This is a genomic window from Streptomyces sp. NPDC030820 (genome assembly GCF_055572075.1).
This window is the reverse complement of sequence record NZ_JBVIEB010000021.1, coordinates 39,540-58,238: the sequence shown is the minus strand read 5'-3', so window position 1 is coordinate 58,238 and position 18,699 is coordinate 39,540. Positions and strand designations below refer to the sequence as shown.

Annotated in this window: 15 protein-coding genes; 2 read left to right on the top strand and 13 right to left on the bottom strand. The window is 70.0% G+C overall.

Annotated elements, in window-relative coordinates:
* Window positions 1–52: 52 nt before the first annotated feature.
* The 7 genes from ACZ418_RS38580 to ACZ418_RS38550 form a co-directional block, all read right to left on the bottom strand.
* Entirely contained in the window at window positions 53–445 is a 393-nt protein-coding gene (locus tag ACZ418_RS38580) for a hypothetical protein (RefSeq protein WP_468372541.1), read from the bottom strand.
* Window positions 446–455: 10 nt separating this feature from the next.
* On the bottom strand, window positions 456–1,472 hold the full coding sequence (locus tag ACZ418_RS38575; protein WP_468372381.1) for a hypothetical protein: 1,017 nt from the start codon (window positions 1,470–1,472) through the stop codon (window positions 456–458).
* 47 nt (window positions 1,473–1,519) lie between these two features.
* Window positions 1,520–2,572, bottom strand: a complete 1,053-nt coding sequence (locus ACZ418_RS38570; RefSeq protein ID WP_468372379.1) for an NlpC/P60 family protein — start codon at window positions 2,570–2,572, stop codon at window positions 1,520–1,522.
* A 37-nt stretch (window positions 2,573–2,609) separates the two neighbouring features.
* A complete protein-coding gene (locus ACZ418_RS38565) occupies window positions 2,610–3,092 on the bottom strand; it encodes a poly-gamma-glutamate biosynthesis protein PgsC/CapC (RefSeq protein ID WP_031169214.1) in 483 nt (160 codons plus the stop codon).
* The gene (pgsB, locus tag ACZ418_RS38560; protein ID WP_468372377.1) at window positions 3,089–4,681 is read right to left on the bottom strand and encodes a poly-gamma-glutamate synthase PgsB; all 1,593 of its coding nucleotides are present in this window, start codon (window positions 4,679–4,681) and stop codon (window positions 3,089–3,091) included. Before pgsB ends, ACZ418_RS38565 begins: the two co-directional genes overlap by 4 nt.
* Before the next feature lie 6 nt (window positions 4,682–4,687).
* Window positions 4,688–7,024, bottom strand: a complete 2,337-nt coding sequence (locus ACZ418_RS38555) for a HAMP domain-containing protein (RefSeq protein WP_468372374.1) — start codon at window positions 7,022–7,024, stop codon at window positions 4,688–4,690.
* Between the two features lie 209 nt (window positions 7,025–7,233).
* Window positions 7,234–8,448 (bottom strand): CapA family protein, encoded by a 1,215-nt coding sequence (locus ACZ418_RS38550; RefSeq protein ID WP_468372372.1) that lies wholly within the window; start codon window positions 8,446–8,448, stop codon window positions 7,234–7,236.
* 20 nt (window positions 8,449–8,468) lie between these two features.
* Here ACZ418_RS38550 and ACZ418_RS38545 point away from each other — a divergent pair, with 20 nt between their 5' ends.
* Window positions 8,469–9,443, top strand: a complete 975-nt coding sequence (locus ACZ418_RS38545; protein WP_468372370.1) for a hypothetical protein — start codon at window positions 8,469–8,471, stop codon at window positions 9,441–9,443.
* Between the two features lie 38 nt (window positions 9,444–9,481).
* The gene (locus tag ACZ418_RS38540; protein ID WP_468372368.1) at window positions 9,482–9,880 is read left to right on the top strand and encodes a PIN domain-containing protein; all 399 of its coding nucleotides are present in this window, start codon (window positions 9,482–9,484) and stop codon (window positions 9,878–9,880) included.
* Between the two features lie 210 nt (window positions 9,881–10,090).
* On the opposite strand, the gene ACZ418_RS38535 is transcribed toward ACZ418_RS38540, so the two are convergent.
* The 6 genes from ACZ418_RS38535 to ACZ418_RS38510 form a co-directional block, all read right to left on the bottom strand.
* On the bottom strand, window positions 10,091–11,614 hold the full coding sequence (locus ACZ418_RS38535; RefSeq protein WP_468372365.1) for an amino acid permease: 1,524 nt from the start codon (window positions 11,612–11,614) through the stop codon (window positions 10,091–10,093).
* A 153-nt stretch (window positions 11,615–11,767) separates the two neighbouring features.
* Entirely contained in the window at window positions 11,768–13,732 is a 1,965-nt protein-coding gene (gene dxs, locus ACZ418_RS38530; RefSeq protein ID WP_468372362.1) for a 1-deoxy-D-xylulose-5-phosphate synthase, read from the bottom strand.
* 135 nt (window positions 13,733–13,867) lie between these two features.
* Window positions 13,868–15,160: a sugar ABC transporter permease gene (locus ACZ418_RS38525; RefSeq protein ID WP_468372359.1), complete on the bottom strand. Its 1,293-nt coding sequence runs from the start codon at window positions 15,158–15,160 to the stop codon at window positions 13,868–13,870.
* A complete protein-coding gene (locus tag ACZ418_RS38520; RefSeq protein WP_451007203.1) occupies window positions 15,157–15,948 on the bottom strand; it encodes an ATP-binding cassette domain-containing protein in 792 nt (263 codons plus the stop codon). Before ACZ418_RS38520 ends, ACZ418_RS38525 begins: the two co-directional genes overlap by 4 nt.
* A 186-nt stretch (window positions 15,949–16,134) precedes the next feature.
* On the bottom strand, window positions 16,135–17,232 hold the full coding sequence (locus tag ACZ418_RS38515) for a sugar ABC transporter substrate-binding protein (RefSeq protein WP_468372538.1): 1,098 nt from the start codon (window positions 17,230–17,232) through the stop codon (window positions 16,135–16,137).
* Window positions 17,233–17,365: 133 nt separating this feature from the next.
* A complete protein-coding gene (locus ACZ418_RS38510) occupies window positions 17,366–18,565 on the bottom strand; it encodes an ROK family transcriptional regulator (RefSeq protein WP_468372356.1) in 1,200 nt (399 codons plus the stop codon).
* Window positions 18,566–18,699: the final 134 nt, after the last annotated feature.

The window sequence follows — 18,699 nt, the reverse complement described above, 5'->3', positions numbered from 1 at the left end:
CGGTGCCTGCGCTCCTGTCGGAGTGCAGGCACCGGCGTCTGCGTGAGGCGTGTCAGCCCGCGGACCGGCGGCCGTCCTCGACGTGGACGACGTGCAGCTCCGTGCCGTCCAGACCGCGCCGGGAGCGGCCGAGGATGCCGACGGCCAGGTGCGTGGGATCGGGGGAGTCGTCCAGCGGGACGAAGGTGACGACGTCCGGGTGGTGGCCGGTGACCAGCCAGCCCTCGCCGTTGTTCAGTTCCAGCACCCGGAAGTCGCCCGCGGGGCCCCCGACCCGTACCGGCCCGAACTCCCGCAGGATCTCGGTGGCTTGGGCGGCGAGGTCCCCGGTGGGCCGTTCGAGCACCACGCAGGTGCCGTGCTCGAACAGCACCCACGTCTTTCCGGAGCCGGCGAGGAGACGCCGCCAGGCGTCGATGAGAGTCTCGGTGTCCACGCCGGCCATCATGGCGCACTCAGACCTGCCGCCACGCCTCCAGTGCCAGTCCCGGCTCGGACTTGCGGCGGGTCAGCAGGAGTTGGCCCGTGGACGCGGACAACGTTGCCGCCGCCACCCGGCCGTCCGCGTCCGTGGTGAGGGACACCGTCGCGTCCACCGGCAGTCGCGGGCCCGACTCCGTCCACCAGGCGCCCGCCGACTCCAGTTCCGTCGGGTAGGCGGCGAAGGCGACGCGGCCGCTCGCCGAGCGCTGGGCGAGCAGGGTGCAGTCATGGCCGTCGAGTTCGCAGCGGACCGCGGAGACCGGGCCGGAACCGGTCGAGGGCAGAAGGACGGCCGGCTTGGTGCCGGGACGCCAGGCGCACAGGTCACCGTCCGTGTCCGTGTAGAAGAGCGTCGTGCTGTCGGCGGACGTGGCGAGGGCGTACAGGGTGCCGGGGCGGACCGGGGTGCGCAGGGACTCCGTCAGGACCGGCTCGGCGCCCGCCTCCTCCTGGCGCCAGTGGCGGATTCCGTCGCAAAAGGCCGCGTACAGCTCGACCCGGCCGGACTCCCCCGTCACCGCCGCCAGACCGTCCCGGACGGTCTCGCCCTTCAGGTCCCGCCAGGCCTCCCAGCCGCCCTTCTCCTTCTGTGCGAGCAGCCGCACCCCGCCCTGGCCGTCGGGCACGAAGACATGGGCGCGGCCCTGTGCGTCGACGGCGACCGCGGGCGTGCCCGTGCGGTCGCCCTTCTTCAGCGGGTGGCCGAGCGGGTTCCAGTCAAGGGCCGCCAGCCGCGGGCGGAAGTGGGTGGAGTGCACGAGTCCCGACTCGCCCTTGACGGTGGGGCGCCAGGAGACCAGATGGGCGTAGCCGTCGGCGCCCTGGCCGATCGCCAGGACGGGGTGCAGCTTCTGGTCGCCGCCCACCGTGCGCGGGGTGGTCCAGGGGCCGCCGGGTTCGCGCTCCGCCCGGCACAGGACGGCGTCGCCCGACAGCTGGTAGACACTGAGCCGGCCGTCTCGGCCGCGCAGGAGCCAGTCGCCGTTCACCGGTTCACTCTAGCCGCGGGCCGCACGGACGCCCTCGGCGCCCCTGGTCACAGCCGCTTCGCACTGCGGAACAGCCCGGCGTAGAAACCGTTTCCGTCGAGGCGCGAGACACCGCCCTGGTCGCCGATCGTGGGACCGTTCTGCTCCTTGCGGCTGGAGATGAAGACCTTGTGGCCCTCGGTGTCCGGGCCGAGGTAGATCGCGGAGTGGTCCATGTGGTTGCCGGTGCGGTGGTCCATCTTGAAGAACAGCAGATCGCCGGGCTGGAGGACGTCGATGTTCTGCGGCCGCACGTACCAGGGGCTCGGGCCCTGGAGCTTGATGATGTCCACGCCCTCCTTGCCGCGGGCCATGCCGTCGGCCGTGCGCGGCAGCCCGTCGCCGTGGTCGTTGTCGGACATCAGCGGGTAGCGGGCCCGGTAGCCGTAGACCAGGCGCAGATAGCCGGAGCAGTCCACGGCGCGCAGCCGGTCCTTCTGCGGGTACTTGGTGACGCCGTCCCGGAAGGTGTACGGGATGCCCAGGTAGTCGTAGAAATCGGTCTGTTCGTAGCGGTCGACGCCGTCGGTCTTGAGCGGGCCGTAGGTGGCGTGCCCCGCGTACTGGACGCCCTGGTCGTCCTTCTTGGCCGGCGCGCCCACGATGTACTGGAAGGCGAACGCGAAGACGTCGTCCTCCTCGCTGCCGTAGTACTGCTTGAACCAGTCCTTGAACCACTGCTGCTTCTCGGAACCCTTGGTCCAGGTCTCCGGCATCAGGCGGACCCAGTCGTCGGTGACCACCTTGGTGGTGGTGTTGGCGGGTTCACTGAAGGTGCGGGTCGGGCCCTTGAGGGTGGCGGTGCGGGCGCCGTCCGTGAAGGTGGCGATGACCGCGCCCTTGCCGTCGCGCAGCACCGAGCGCGCCGGGTTGTTCAGCCGTTCCCAGGTCTGCTTGCCGGTCGCCCCGCCCGAGCTGTGCAGGTTCTCGGTGATGGTCTGGGCGGCCGGGAGCTTCGCCTGCTGGTCCTTGCGCAGCTCGTAGGTGAAGAAGGCACTGCCCGCGAGCAGCGCCAGGACCGTCACCGTGTGGACGACGGGGCGGCCTTTGCGCTTCGGCATGGTGGGGGCTCCAGGAATGCGTCGGATACGGGCGGGTTCAGGCGGTCGGCATGGCACCCAGGAGGATGCCGGCGGTCAGCACCACATACGTGGCGAGGGAGACGGACGCGACGGACAGCAGGGTCGCGCCCTTGGGCTGGCGGACCAGCTGGTAGCCGATCAGGCCGGGGACGATGAAGCCGAGCGTCTGGTTCGCGTACAGCAGCGGGAACTCCATCTGCAGCACGATGATCACGGTGGCCTGGATCAGCACACCGCTGAGCACGACGGCCGCGAAGAGCCGCTTGCCGTACAGGATCACGAACTTCTGCATGAGCAGCGTGGCGAGGTACGTCAGCACGGTCACACCGACGACGAGCGCGGCGCGCTGGAGGTCCTCGATGAGCGTGAGCGCGAGCCAGCCCGGAGTGATCATGCCGCCCGGCGACAGGTTGGTCGTCAGGTAGCACATGAGCGAGAACATCAGGCCCAGGCCGATGCCGATCGCGGCGATCTCGGGGGTGAGGACGGAGGGGATCAACGCTGTTCTCCTGGGCTGTGCCACTGCTGGCTGTCGTCGGCGGAAGGCTGGGGTGGGATGCGGGGCTCGAACAGCCCGCGGGACCGGTCCGGTTCGGCCGCCCGGCCCGTGTCGGCGGGTGCCTGCAGCGCGGCGGGGGCGGACCCGCCGGGGTACGGCTGCGGCTCGGTCCAGGTGTCCTGAGCGGTCTCGTACGACGGCGCCTGCTCGTACCCTGCCTGGTGCACCCGGGCCTGGGGGGCGTAGGGCTGCTGGTACTGCGCGTAGCGCGTCTCGTACGCCTCCGAGTAGTGCTGGTACGGGTCGATGCGGGGCGCGTACAGCTGCATGGTCTCGGAGGAGTCGACCGCGGCGGGTGCCGTCCCGGTCCGGTCGGCCGGGGCGGTGGCCACCGGTTCGTCGGCGCTCTCGTCCGGCGGCAGTTCGGCGAGGTGCTCCAGCAGGATCTCGCCCTGGCCGTGGATGTTGCCGATCGCGACCATCGACGAGTCCGGGCCGAGCATGTCCAGCATCTTGCCCATGAACTCCTCGGGGTCGCGCCGGTCGCCGCCGAGGTCCACGGCGCGCGAGCGGAACTCGGCGGGGATGGCGTCGATGGCGGACTTGGCCGGGTGGCCGATGACGAAGACGCGCTCGGGGTCGAGGTCGGGGATGATCTCGCCCATCTGCCCGTTGCGTTCGACGCGGTCGGGGCGGCAGTTGATCACCACGTTGAGCGGGCGGTGGATGGCACCGAGGTCGAGCAGCTGGTTGATGTTCATCAGCGTCGACTCGGGGTCGTTGGCGGCGAAGACGTTGGCGAAGCGCAGCTTCTTGCCCTCGTGCGTCAGATAGCGCTCCACGGAGAGGACACCGGGGTCCGGCGGGGCGTCGTACATGCCCTGCAGGGCCGTCTCGCGGTCCACGCCGAGGAGTTCGGCGACGGCGAGGGCGATGGCCACGTTCTCCTTGAAGGTGAACCAGCTGAAGCCGCGCAGCTCCTCGTCGGTGACCGTCTCCGGGTCGGCGTAGATGAGCTTGCAGTTACGGGCGTCCGCCTCCTCCTGGAGGATGGGGAAGCGGTCCTTCTCGGCGGTGACGCAGATGCCGTCCTCGGGCATCGAGCGGCACAGCGAGCGGGCCACGTCGTCCAGGGTGGGGCCCATCTCGGCGAGGTGGTCCTCGCGCACGTTGCACAGCACGCCGATGGTGGAGCGGATCAGCTTGGACTGATTGACCTCCTGCAGGGCCGGCATGACGGCCATGCACTCGATGACCAGCGCGTCCGGCTTGTACGCGGCGGCGCGCCGCACGATGCCGATCTGCTCGACCACGTTGGCGATGCCGAACTTGCGGTAGACCGGTTCCTCGGTGGCGTCCGGGTGGATGAACCGGGCCGCGGTGCCGGTGGTCTTGGCGACGGTGGTGAGGCCGCCGCCGCGCAGGGCGCCCGCGCACAGCCGGGTGATGGAGGACTTGCCGCGGATGCCGTTGACCAGCACCCGGGTGGGTATGTGGTCCAGGTTGGTGAAGTGCCGCCGCTGTTCCACGATGCCCGCGGCGAGCAGTATCGCGCAGCAGACCAGCAGCACGGTGTAGAGGAAGAGCACGGGTGATCAGTTCCTTGTGTACTGCTGGGGCGGGTACTGCTGAGGCGGGTAAGGGTCCGGGTACGACGGCGGCTCGTACTGCTCGGGCGGGTCCTGCCGCGGTGCGGAGGGCGGGGCCGGCGGGGTCCGGCGGGGCTGCTGTTTGCGCTGGCCCTGCAGTTGCTGCCGGATGAGTTCCAGGGAGCGGGTGACGGCGCCGACCTCGTCGTGGTGCTGCGGGAAGAGCACGGTCTTGCGGTCGCCCCCGGCGAGGGCCTCGGCCCGGTCGGCGAGGGTGCGCAGCGGCCGGGCCACGACGATGTGCAGCCAGCCCAGGCAGGCGACGGCCGCGGCGGCGCCGAGCAGACCGGCGAGGACGGTGCGGTTCTGGGTGTCGTACTCCGGGATGGCGAGCCGTTCGACGGGCTGCCAGCTGACCACGCTCCAGTGCAGCGACTCGGCCGAGCCGCTGCCGGAGAACGGCGCGGCGGCGGCGATCCGTATCCCGTTCTCCCGGTACAGCACGCCGTTGGGCCGCGGCTTCTTGCCGAGCCGCTGGGAGCTGGCCTCGACGAGGTCCTTCAGGTGCTGGTCGGGCAGCGACTGGAAGGCGAGGAAGCCGGTGTTGCCGGCGATGACCCCGTTCCGGTCGTCCACGAGCCGGACGGCGCCGAGGCCCGGCCGGGTCAGCAGGCCGTTGAGGAACTCGACGCGGAACTCGCCGACCAGCCGTTCCCCGGCCCGGCCGGGTATCTCGGCGGAGGCGACGACCACGGGCTCCTTGCCGCCGCGGCCCAGCAGCCGCAGGGGCTTGTCGGAGACGCGGTTGGCCCGGATCAGCTTCGGGTCCTTGCCCTCGCGGACCCGGATCTCGCCGGAGGAGTCGACGACGTAGAGGGAGCGGTAGCGCTTGTTCTCGTTGTAGGTGCGCTCCAGCACCTCGTTCATGGCCTCGGGTGAGGTCTTGTCACCGATCATGGAGGCGACCAACTGCAGGTCGGCGTCGCCCTCGTCCAGCGCGCGGCGCACTCGGTCGCTGAGCGTGTCGGTGCGTTCGCGCTGGTCGTTGACGAGCTGCCGGGGGACGTCGGCCGTGCTGTCGGCGCGGTTCACCAGCAGCATCAGCGGCGCGGCCCAGGCCAGCAGCAGCACGGCGCAGACCGCGAGGAGGGCACGGGTGCCCACCCGGCGCGGCCCGCGCGGGCGTTCGGCCTCTCCGGTGGCCTCGGCGCTCTCGCCGAGCAGCTGTCGGCGCAGCCGTTCAAGGGCGCCGCCGATGCGGCGCGCCTCGCCGTAGCCCGGGACGGTGACGGGCCGGGTCAGATCGCCGCGGGTGAGTCGGCGGGACTCCAGGAACAGCCGGATGAGCGGGCGCTGCACGGTGCCCAGCAGCACTGCCACGGCCAGGGCGCCGACGACGAGCAGCGCGGCGCCCGCCGCCAGCCCGAACACCGGGGACTGGGTCCCGCCGGACTCCTCGGTCACCTTGACCATGGCGACCACGGAGAGGCCGAGCCCGGTGGCGGTGGTGGTCGCGCCGGAGGGCTCGGCCGCGGCGAGCGAGGCGTATCCGGCGACGGACCGGTCGCCGAGCAGCTTCCCGCCCAGGAGGCTGCCGCTGACTCCCTGGTAGCCGCCGCTGCCGGGCTCCTTGCTGCTGCGCGGATCCTGCTGCGCGCGGCGGGCGGCCTGCACGGCGAATGCCTTCAGCTGCTTGCGGGAGTCGGTGATGTCCTTGCGGTCGATGCTGTTGCGGGCGGACTCGGGTTCGGCGATGCCGTCGCTGCTGAGGATCGTGCCGGCCGCGTCGACGACGGCGATGGAGCGGAACTGGCCGAGGCTGATGCCGGGGAACTTCAGGTTCCGGGAGGCCACCAGCAGCAGCTGCGGCTTGCCCGGCCAGGTCAGCAGCCCGAAGGACAGCAGCCGCACCTCGCCGTTCTTCAGCCGCACCATGCGCGGGGCCAGCCCGTCCTCGCCGTTGAGGGAGGAGAAGTCCACGGAGGTCAGCGGCACCGTCTCGCCGCGGGCCGCGACCAGTTTGCCGGTGCGGATCTCCACGACGGCCGTACCCATCCACTTCTGGTAGGTGCTGCCGAGTTTGTCGAGGACCGCGTCACCGGAGACCGGCTGTCCGGCGCTGAACAGCGCGGCGGAGCGGGTGACGTCCGTGACGGACACGTCGATGGAGGCGCGCATGGCGATGGCGCCGTCCTCGGCGAAGTGCTGCTGGGACGTCAGCACCGCCTTCGGCACCCCGGCGTCGTCGACCCGGCCCAGCACGAGTGCCGTGATGGCGGCGAGCGTCAGCAACAGCGCCGAGAGGACCGCGATCGGCGGGCGTATGCCTCCGATCAGCGACATGTCGGCTCGACGACGGGCTCGGTGGTGCCGCGCCGGGGGCGGTGACGCCAAGGGAGGTGTCCTCTCATGAATGCGGTCCGGGCGCGCCGATGGTAAGACCCCGCACCCCGAAACCTCAGACAGATAAGAGAGGCATTAAGTTGCAGTAAGTCCCACGTGATCTAGGCAACATCGCGCAACCGGCGGACAAGTTGCGACAAATGCCCTGCTTATTCCGGCAGCGGCGTGAGCGGCTTCAGCCCGTCCTGGCCCGCGCCGCGGTTCAGCAGGGTGCCCTCGGTGCGCTCGAAAGCCAGCCGCAGCCGGGCCTTCTGAGCGTCTGTGAGGTCGTGCTCGTCACGCAGCGCGGCCGGCACGTCCAGCAGGCGGTAGTCCCGTACGTCGTCGTCGGTGTACGCGGCGGTGCCGCCGTCCCGTACGTTCTCGGCGTCCGGCGGTATCGTCAGCAGCGTCGGCTCGAATCGCGGCTGGACGTCCCAGTGGCCCTTGCCGCGCTCGGTGAACGTGAACCAGGCGATCACGCCCTCCTCGGTCAGACCCGTCGGCACCTCGTGCCGGGCGATCTGGTTGCCGAGGCCGTAGGAGATCCAGGTCCCGTCGACCTTCTCCATCGGCTCCACGACGTGCGCGTGATGACCGATGACCAGGTTGATGCCGGTGTTGCGGGCGATCTGCCGGGCGAAGGAGATCTGCGAGACCGACGGCTCCGGATGGTGCTCACGGCCCCAGTGCAGGGAGAGGATCACCACCTCGGCACCGGCCCTGCGAGCCCGCTGCTCGGCGGCCTTGATCCGGCCCAGGTCCTGCAGATTGGCCAGCCACGGCTTGTCCTTGGGCAGCGTGTGCGGCTCGTTGAAGCCGTAGGCGAAGGAGATCTGCGCGACCTTGACGCCCTTGACGTCCATGATCAGCGGGGTGTTCGCCTCCTTCTCGGTGCGGGCGGAGCCGGTGTGCTTCAGACCCGCGGCGTCCAGGGCGTCGAGGGTGCGCTTCACCCCGTCGTAGCCGTGGTCGAGGGTGTGGTTGGAGGCGGTGGAGCAGGTGTCGTAGCCGATGTCCTTGATGGTCCTGGCCTGCTGCGGCGGGACCTGGAAGTCCGGGAAGCCCTCGAACGGGCCTTGCGCCGGGCCCATCACCGGCTCGAAGTGGCAGATCGCCAGGTCGGCCTTGCCGATCAACGGCTTGATGCCGGCCATCATCGGCCCGAAGTCCAGCCCGTCCACGCCCTTGCCGGTGCGCTTGGCGTCCTTGCGCGCCTGGTCGACCAGTTCGGGGTGCATGAGGATGTCCCCCGCGGCCGCGACGGTGAAGGAGCGCCCCGAGGCCCCGGCGTCGTCCGAGAGGAGTCCGCATCCGGAGACGGCGGCGAGCAGGGAGAGCGGGGTCAGCAGGGACAGCAGGGTCCGGCTACGGCGTCTGTTCACCGGGATATCTTGATACAACCATGAGAGCCCATCGCTCACGTCTCATAACGATCGCAACACTGCTGCTGGTCGTCACCGGTCTCGCCGCCGGTCTGACCGTCCTGCTCCGCACCCCGCGCGGCACCGTGGACGACGCCCGCCGGCCCGCGCCGAAGGGGGTCGAGCAGATCGACCTGGCCCGCGAGGTGGCGGACTACACGAGCCGGTTCGCCCCCGGCCGGGGCTATCTGCCGCCCGGCCGGGCCGACCGCGAGGACATCGCCGCGGCCATCGGCCTGTTGCTCGACGGTCACCGCGCACAAGCGGAACAGCGTCTCTCGCAACGGGACTTCACCGTACGCACGGTCTTCGACCGGCCCTCCGGCCACCGCTATGCCGAGGTGGCCGACCGCACCGACTCCGCGGTGAGACCGCGTGGCTGGGGCCGGGTCTACCTCGATCTGGACCACCGCCCGAGCTGGTCGGTGCAGGTCCCCCATCCCGGCTTCGATCTGGGCACCGAGCAGCTGGGCGTGCGGGTGCTGCGCGGCTCACCCGGCGGGGTCCTGGTGATCGCAGGAGCACATCGCAAAGCCGGAGTCGGCAATTCCGCGGATGTGGCGCACCGCCTGGACACCGTTTTCCACGCGGTCTGCGCCGAGCTGGCCCGCCGCGGGATGCCCGGGATCCAGCTGCACGGCTTCGCCGCCTCCGCCGCGCCCGGCTACGACGTGGTCGCCTCCACCGGTGCCGGGTCGGCGGGCCGGCAGGACGGCCGCGACCTGGCCGACGCCCTGCGCGGCCATGGCTTCAGGGTGTGCCGGGCCTGGGCGCGCTCGTGTCCGCTGGAGGGCCGGACGAACGTGCAGGGCCAGGCGGCCGACGCCGACCATGTGCCGTTCCTGCACGTCGAGTTCTCCCCCGAGGTGCGCGCGGGCGGGCGGCCCGCGGAGCGCGCGGCCGCCGCGATCGCCGGGATCACCCGGCGGTGGGCGAGCAGACCCGTGACAGACTGAGTCCGCCAGGAACACGGCAGAACAGGGCTGTCAAGGACATGACGGACACTACGGGTGCTGCGCGCGGGTCGCTCCCGCTGCTCATCGTCGACGGCGCGAACGTCGTCGGGTCGGTGCCCGACGGCTGGTGGCGCGACCGCCGCGGCGCCGCCGAGCGCCTGCGCGACCGGCTGGCGCCCCTCGCCCGGTCCGGCCTGCCCGGCCTGCCCGGTCCGCTGGAGCTGGTCCTGGTGGTGGAGGGCGCGGCCCGGGGCGTGGAGTCGGTGCCCGGGGTGCGCGTCGAGGACGCCCCCGGCAGCGGCGACGACCACATCGTGAACCTCGCGGCGGCGGCCGGCGACCGCCCATGCCTGGTCGTCACGGCCGACCGCGAACTGCGGCACCGGGTCCAGGAACACGGGGCACAGGTGACGGGGCCGCGCGCGGTACTGGGTTGACCCGGCCGGCTGCACGGTTCGGCACCGGGCCGGGCGTCCGTGCGGTACGGCGCCGGGCCGGACGCCCGTGCGGTACGGCACCAGGCCCGTGAGCCCCCGAAGGTCGTTGGCGAGGACGTGGAGTTCGGAGCCGGTGCAGGAGGCGTGGGCGGCGGAACCGGTCACGGTCTGCGCCGGCAGCCTGCACGAGGAGCCGCCGGGTGGAGGCGGTTACGGAGCGTTTCCGGCGGGCGGCCGCTGGGTCTCTCCGGTGGCGGTCTGTCCGCCCGGGGCCAGCCGGCTGTGGGTGCGGCCGTAGAAGAAGTAGACGGCGAAACCGATCACCATCCAGATGGCGAACCGCAGCCAGGTCTCGGCCGGCAGGTTGAGCATCAGCCACAGCGAGGCGCACACCGACAGGACCGGGACGACCGGGACCCACGGGGTGCGGAAGGCACGCGGCAGGTCCGGCCGGGTGCGGCGCAGGATGATCACGCTGATCGCGACGACGACGAACGCGAAGAGCGTGCCGATGTTCACCAGCTCGGCCAGCGCGCTGAGGCTGGTGAAGCCGGCGACGATCGCGATGATCACGCCGAGCAGGATGGTCGGCCGGTGCGGGGTGCGGAAACGCGGATGGACGCGGGAGAAGAAGCGCGGCAGCAGTCCGTCGCGGCTCATCGCGAAGAACACCCGGGTCTGGCCGAGCAGCAGGATCATGCACACGGTGGTCAGGCCGACGGCGGCGCCGAAGCTGATCACACCCGCGAACCAGGGGTGTCCGATGGCCTTGAAGGCGTCGGCGAGCGGGGCCTCCACCTTGAGGTACCGGTACTTCTCCATGCCGGTGACGACAACGGAGACGGCGACGTAGAGCACGGTGCAGATGAACAGCGAGCCGAGGATGCCGCGCGGCATGTCCCGCTGCGGGTTGCGGGTCTCCTCGGCGGCCGTGGCGACGATGTCGAAGCCGATGAATGCGAAGAACACCACCGAGGCCGCGGTGAAGATGCCCATCACACCGAAGTTGGACGGTGCCCAGCCGAACATCAGCTGGATGAGCGGTGCCTTCAGACTGCCCTGGGCGGCCGCGGACTTGGCGGGCGGGATGAACGGCGAGTAGTTCGCCGACTTGACGAAGAAGGCGCCGGCGACGATCACGATGAGGACGACGACCACCTTGATGACGACGACGAGCGAGGTGATCCGGGCCGACAGTTTCATGCCGAGGACGAGGATTCCGGTGAGCACCAGCACCAGGGCGGCGGCGAGGATGTCGAAGCCGAAGCCGGAGGCCGTGTCCCGGCTGGCCAGGTAACCGGGCAGATGCCAGCCGACGTTGTCCATCAGGGAACGGATGTAGCCGGACCAGCCGACCGCGACCACCGCCGTACCGAGCGCGAACTCCAGGACCAGGTCCCAGCCGATGATCCAGGCGGGGAGCTCGCCCAGGGAGGCGTAGCTGAACGTGTACGCCGAGCCCGCCACGGGGACCGTGGAGGCGAACTCGGCGTAACAGAGGGCGGCGAGCGCGCAGACCACGCCGGCCACCACGAAGGCCAGGGACACCGCCGGGCCGGCGTTGTTCTTGGCGACCTGTCCGGTGAGGACGAAGATGCCGGTGCCGATGATGACGCCGACGCCGAAGACGGTCAGGTCGAGAGCGGAGAGGGACTTCTTGAGCGAGTGCTCGGGTTCCTCGGTGTCCTGGATGGACTGCTCGACGTTCTTCGTCCTGAACAGCGCGCTGCTCACGTACCTGCCTCCCACGCTTGGGGACCTCGCCGTGGCCCGACATGATCGAGAGGGTCGGGATGCGTATGCCCCGGCACAGGCAGGTTCACGCAGACGGGCCGGTTCCGCCACCGCAAGGAGTGGCGTGACCGGCCCGTGAGGGACGCGTTCGTGTCAGTCGCGCGCGGGCTCGACCGAGTCCACCTCGGCGGCCGTACGGTCGGTGGGGGTCCCCCCGCTCGGGCGAAGCCGAGAGTGGGGGAGGCCGTCCAGCCTGGCGACCAGTCCGGTGACCTGGCGGGCGATGTCCGGGGCGGTCAGGCCGATCTCGGCGAGGACCTCACCGCGGGAGGCGTGGTCGAGGAAGCGCGGCGGGATGCCGAAGTCGCGCAGCGGCACGTCCACTGCGGCGTCGCGCAGGGCCTGGGCGATCGCGGAGCCGACACCGCCGGCCCGGCTGTTGTCCTCGACGGTGACCACGACCCGGTGCCGCTCGGCCAGCGGGGCCATCGCCTCGTCGACGGGCTTGACCCAGCGCGGGTCGACGACGGTGGTGGAGATGCCCTGCTTGTCGAGCAGGCCGGCGATCTCCAGGCACATCGGGGCGAGGGCGCCCACGGAGACGAGCAGCACGTCCGGCCGGTCGGTGCCGGGCTCGCGCAGCACGTCCATGCCGCCGACCCGGCCCACAGCGGGTACGGCGGGACCGACGGCGCCCTTGGAGAAGCGCACCACGGTCGGGGCGTCGTCCACCGCGACGGCCTCCCGCAGCTGGGCCCGCACCTGCTCGGCGTCCCGCGGGGCGGCCAGTCTGAGCCCCGGCACGACCTGCAGGATCGACATGTCCCACATGCCGTTGTGCGAGGCACCGTCCGTTCCGGTGACACCGGCCCGGTCCAGCACGAAGGTCACCCCGCACTTGTGCAGGGCCACGTCCATGAGGACCTGGTCGAAGGCGCGGTTGAGGAAGGTGGCGTACACGGCGAAGACGGGGTGCACCCCGGCGTACGCGAGGCCCGCCGCGGAGACGGCGCCGTGCTGCTCCGCGATGCCGACGTCGTACACCCGTTCGGGGAAGTGCTTGGCGAACTTGTCGAGACCGACCGGCTGCAGCATGGCCGCCGTGATGGCGACGATGTCCTCGCGCTCCTCGCCGAGCCTGACCATCTCGTCGCCGAAGACGGAGGTCCAGTCGGCGCCCGAGCTGGCGATCGGCAGGCCGGTGTCCGGGTGGATCTTGCCGACGGCGTGGAAGCGGTCCGCCTCGTCCTGCAGGGCGGGCTGGTAGCCGCGGCCCTTCTCGGTGAGGCAGTGCACGATGACCGGCCCGCCGAACCGCTTGGCTCGGGCCAGGGCGGACTCCAGCGCCTCGATGTCGTGGCCGTCGATCGGGCCGACGTACTTCAGGCCCAGGTCCTCGAACATGCCCTGCGGGGCGATGAAGTCCTTGAACCCCTTCTTCGCACCGTGCAGGGTCTCGTACAGCGGCCGGCCGACGACCGGGGTGCGCTCCAGGAGTTCCTTCGTGCGGGCGAGGAACCGCTCGTAGCCGTCCGTCGTGCGCAGGGTCGCCAGGTGGTTGGCGAGGCCGCCGATGGTGGGGGCGTACGACCGCTCGTTGTCGTTGACGACGATGACGAGCGGGCGGTCCTTGGCGTCGGCGATGTTGTTCAGCGCCTCCCAGGCCATGCCGCCGGTGAGCGCCCCGTCACCGATGACGGCCACGACATGGCTGTCCCGCTTCTTCAACTGGTTGGCCTTGGCGATGCCGTCGGCCCAGCCGAGCACCGTGGAGGCGTGGCTGTTCTCGATGACGTCGTGCTCGGACTCGGCCTGCGAGGGGTAGCCGGACAGGCCGCCCTTCATCTTCAGCCTGGAGAAGTCCTGCCGACCGGTGAGCAGCTTGTGCACGTAGGACTGGTGGCCGGTGTCCCAGAGCACCTTGTCCTTCGGCGAGTCGAAGACCCGGTGCAGGGCGATGGTCAGCTCCACCACACCGAGGTTGGGGCCGAGGTGGCCGCCGGTCTTGGAGACGGCGTCGACGAGGAAGGTCCGGATCTCCTCTGCCAGCTGGTCCAGCTGCTCCAGGCTGAGCCGGTCCAGATCGCGCGGTCCCCTGATGCGGGTCAGCAGCGGCACCCGTGCCTCCTTGCAGTAGAGCTGATCGAGCTTTCGCCGGGCTCGCCAGAGTCTAATGTTCCGGCTTTGCACGACACGACAGCGCCCGGCACGTTTCGATGTGCCGGGCGCTGGTCAATCTGTGAAGACCAGGCGTTATGCACGCCCTGCTGTCTTCTGGGTCTTGCGCGTCACCGCGTCGATCACGACCGTGGCCAACAGCACACCACCGGTGATCATGTACTGCACCGGCGAGGCGATGCCCTCCAGCGCGAGGCCGTACTGGATCGAGACGATCACCAGCACACCGAGGAGCGCGTTCCAGGTGCGGCCACGGCCACCGAAGAGGGAGGTGCCACCGATCACGGCCGCCGCGATCGCGTTCATCAGCAGGTCGCCGCCGCCGGCGCCCTGGTTGGCGGACGCGATCTTGGAGGCGATGAACAGACCGCCGATCGCCGCGAAGGTACCGGAGATGGCGAACACCGAGATGCGGACCATGTCCACGTTGATACCGGCACGGCGGGAGGCCTCGACGCTGCCGCCGAGCGCGAAGACCTTGCGGCCGTAGGAGGTGCGGCGCAGCACGAAGTCCGTGATGAACAGCACGGCGACGAAGACCACCACGGCCAGCGGCAGGCCCTTGTACTGGTTGAAGACGACCGCGGCGGCGAAGGCCACGACGGCCAGCAGCGCGGTGCGCAGGATGGTCTCGCTCAGCGGGCGGGACGGCACACCGGCGGCCTCGCGGCGCTTGTTGCCGAAGTAGGAGCTGAGGAAGAACAGCACCGTCACCGCGATGGCCAGGCCGTAGGCGGCGGCCACGTCGGAGAAGTAGTAGCTGGTCAGCTTGGCGACCAGGCCGCTGTCGTTCAGGTTGATCGTGCCGTTGTCGCCCAGGATCTTGAGCATGAGGCCGTTCCAGAACAGCAGACCGGCCAGGGTCACCGCGAAGGCCGGCACGCCGATCTTCGCGAAGAAGAAGCCCTGCACGGCGCCCGCGACCGTACCGGTGAGGATCGACAGCACCAGGGCCAGGATCTCGTTCATGCCGTGGGTGACGTTCAGCACCGCGAAGGTCGCGCCGGCGACACCGGAGAGCGAACCGACCGACAGGTCGATCTCGCCGAGCAGCAGGACGAACACGATGCCGACGGCGATCATGCCCGTGCCGACCATGGCGACGGAGATGTCGGAGAGGTTGCCCGCGGTCAGGAAGTTGGAGTTCAGGCTCTGGAAGATGATCCAGATGACCGCCAGGCCGATGACGACCGGGATGGAGCCGAGGTCACCGGCCTTCATCTTGCGCTTGAACTCGGTGACGTAGCCCGCGAGGCCCTGCTCGCGCACCAGCAGACGGGGGTCGACGGCGACGTCGGAGCCGCGTGCCGCCTCGGGGTTCTCCACGGGGATGTCCTCGGGAGGCGTGGAGGTCTTGTCGATGCTCACTTCTTGATCTCCCCATTGCTGCGCGCCGCACGACGGGTCACGGCGTTGTCCGTGGCGCCGGTGATGGCGGAGATGATCTCTTCCTGCGAGGTCGACTTGACCTCGAAGACGCCGTTGTTCTTGCCCAGACGCAGCACGGCCACCTTGTCGGCGACGGCCTTGACGTCGGCCATGTTGTGGCTGATGAGGATCACGGCGTGACCGCGCTCCCGCAGCCTCTCCACCAGGTCGAGGACCTGGGCGGTCTGCTCGACGCCGAGCGCGGCGGTGGGCTCGTCGAGGATGACCAGCTTGGGCTCGCCGAGCATGGAGCGGGCGATCGCCACGACCTGGCGCTGACCGCCGGAGAGCGAGGCGATCGGGATGCGGACGCTGGGGATGCGGATGGAGAGCTGGTCCAGCAGCTCGCGCGAGCGGCGCTCCATCTCGACCTCGTCCAGCACACCGCGGCGGCGGATCTCGCGGCCGAGGAAGAGGTTGCCGACGACGTCGATGTTGTCGCACAGCGCGAGGTCCTGGTACACCGTCGCGACGCCCAGGTTCTGGGCGTCGTGCGGCTTGTTGACCTGGACGGCCTTGCCTTCCCATTCGATGACGCCCTCATCGATGGGGTGCACGCCGGCGATCGTCTTGACCAGCGTGGACTTTCCGGCACCGTTGTCGCCCACCAGGGCGACCACCTCACCGGCGTGGACCTCAAGCTCTACGTCGGTGAGCGCCTGAACGGCACCGAACCGCTTGGAGACCCCGCGCAACGCCAGCACGGGCGTAGCGGACACGTGAACCATCTCCTTCGCCGCCTGACCCGGCGGGAGGTTGTGCAGAAGTTTGGGGGGTAGTTTCCGTCCGGCACCCCGCACCGAGCTTGCGGGGCTGTGTGTTTGTGCGGGGCGCCGGAGGAGCTTGTGGCGCCTTCCTCCCGCTAGGGAAATTCAAGGGTGAATTCCCCTAGTTGGAAAGGCGCGTGCGGCTGCTTACTTCAGACCGATCTTGTCGCAGGCGGCCTTGTACTGCGGGGTGCAGATGTCGGCGACCGTGTAGACGCCGTCCTTGATGACGGTGTCCTTGATGTTGTCCTTGGTCAGCGCGGTGACGGGCACCAGGACCGAGGGCACCTGCTTGGTGGTCGGGCTGTCGACCTTGTCCTTGGCGACGGAGTCGAGCGACTTGCCCTGGGCGAGGTCCACGGCCATCTCGGCGGCGGCGGCGGCCTCGGGAGCGTACGGCTTGTAGACGCTCATGTACTGCTCACCGGCGACGATGCGCTGGACACCCGCGAGCTCCGCGTCCTGGCCGGTGACCGGGACCTTGATGCCCGCCTGCTTGAGGGCGGTGATGATACCGCCGGCCATGCCGTCGTTGGCGGAGTAGACGCCGATGATGTTCTTCTTGCCCAGAGCGGAGATGGCGCCCTCCATGTTGGAGTTGGCGTTCTCCGGCTTCCACTCCTTGGTGTCGTACTCCTTGCCGACGTTCACCTTGCCGTCGAGCACCTCGTGGGCGCCCTTCTTGAACTGCGCGGCGTTCGGGTCGGTGGAGGAACCGTTCATCATGACGATCTTGCCGGACTTGGCCTTGGAGCCCAGGGCCTTCAGCAGGGCCTCGCCCTGGGTCTTGCCGACCGTCTCGTTGTCGAACGAGGTGTACGCGTCGATCGGGCCCTGCGCCAGGCGGTCGTAGGCGACGACCGGGATGCCGGCGTCCTTGGCCTTCTGGACCGAGTTCTTGATGGCCGCGGCGTCCACCGCGTCCACGATCAGGACGTCCACCTTGTTGGTGATCATGGTGTCGACCTGCTGGTTCTGCAGGGTCGCGTCCTGCTTGGCGTTGGCGTAGACGATCTTGCCCTTGCCGTTGGTGAGCTCCTGGACCTTCTTCTCGATCAAGGGCTTGTCGAACTTCTCGTAACGAGCGGTCTGGTTCTCCGGCAGGAGCAGACCGACCGTGATCGCGTCGCCCTTCTTGGGGCTGGACGACTTGGAGGAGCCACCACCGGACTGCTTGGCGCTACCACAGGCGGCGAGCGAGACGGCCATGGCACCAGCAGCAACGGCGAAGGCCGCACGACGCATACGCATGTTCACTTCAGAAACCTCCCTGACGAGGCCGCGTCGTTGCGGCCGAGGTGGCTGGAAGTCAACTCGGCCACACGTGCGACGTCAAGAAGTAAATCCTTAACGAGATGGCAACGGTGCCATCCGTTCTCTAAGTGAAGGCAGGGGCCGCCATGGACAGCGAACCGTCCAAAAGGGTCGAATCGCCCATCTCGCTGAGGGCGAGGGCGAGCGCCCCGAGCACCTCGGCACGACCGCCAAGTGCCCCCGGGAGAACGGACAGTTGGCGCGCCGCGCTGGGAATGGCGTAGCGGCCGACGGACTCCCTGATCGGCCCGAGCACCAGCTCACCGGCCTCGGCGAGATCACCGCCGAGGACCACCCGGCTCGGGTTGAGGAGATTGCAGAGATTGGCCACTCCACTGCCGATGTGGCGGCCGACGTCGGCGATCACCCGACGGCAGCCCGGGTCTCCGTCCCTGGCCAGCCGCACGACGCCCTCCATGGTCAGGTCCGGGCCATGACTGGGCTGGAGCAGCGGCAGCACATAGCGTGCGGCCGCAAAGGTCTCCAGGCAGCCGCGGTTTCCGCAACGGCAGACCGGGCCGGATTCATCGAGTGTAATATGTCCGATTTCCCCGGCCGTGCCGCCCGGCCCCCGGTAGATCTTCCCGTCGATCACCAGACCGGCGCCGACACCGCTCGCGACCTTGATGTACGCAAGGTCACGGACCCCCTTGCCGGCACCCCAGACCAGCTCGCCGAGAGCGCCGAGGTTGGCGTCGTTGTCCACGTGCACGGGCACACCGAGCCGCTCGCGCAGCTCCTCGGCGGGCTTGGTGCCGGTCCAGCCCGGCAGGATCGCGGTGGATCCCAGTGTCCCCGACTCCACGTCGATCGGGCCCGGCACACCGAGCCCCACGCCGGCCACCTTCGACCGGTTCACGCCCGTGGCCGCGATCAGGCGGCTGACCAGCTCCTCCGCCCGGTCGAAGCCCTGCGCGGCGGAGGCGTCGACGTCCAGCGGCTCGGCCTCCTCGGCCAGCACCTGGTGGGCGAGGTTCCCGATCGCGACGCGCAGATGGGTGTGCCCGAAATCGACGCCGATCACAATCCCGGCGTCCCCGCTCAGACTGACGCTGCGGGCCCTGCGCCCGCCCGCCGACGTGGGCGTGACCTCGACGGTTCCGCCGTCCTTCAGCTCCCGCACGATATTGGAGACCGTCGCGGCGGACAGACCGGTCGTCCGCGCGATCTCCGCCTGCGTGAGGGACCCGGCCAGGCGCACGGCCCGTACGACCCGCTCCAGGTTGGCTCGGTGCAGCGACGACTGCGACCCTGGAGTCTCCACGACGACCTCCTGAGCGCGAGGCCGCTTCGGCGAGGCCCCGCGTATGTCCAACTAGTGAACTCTAAGCTGAGCCGTTCGGGGTGTCTTCCGTCAAGAGGTTGAACCGTTTCCGGGTACCCGGACACACGTGTGCA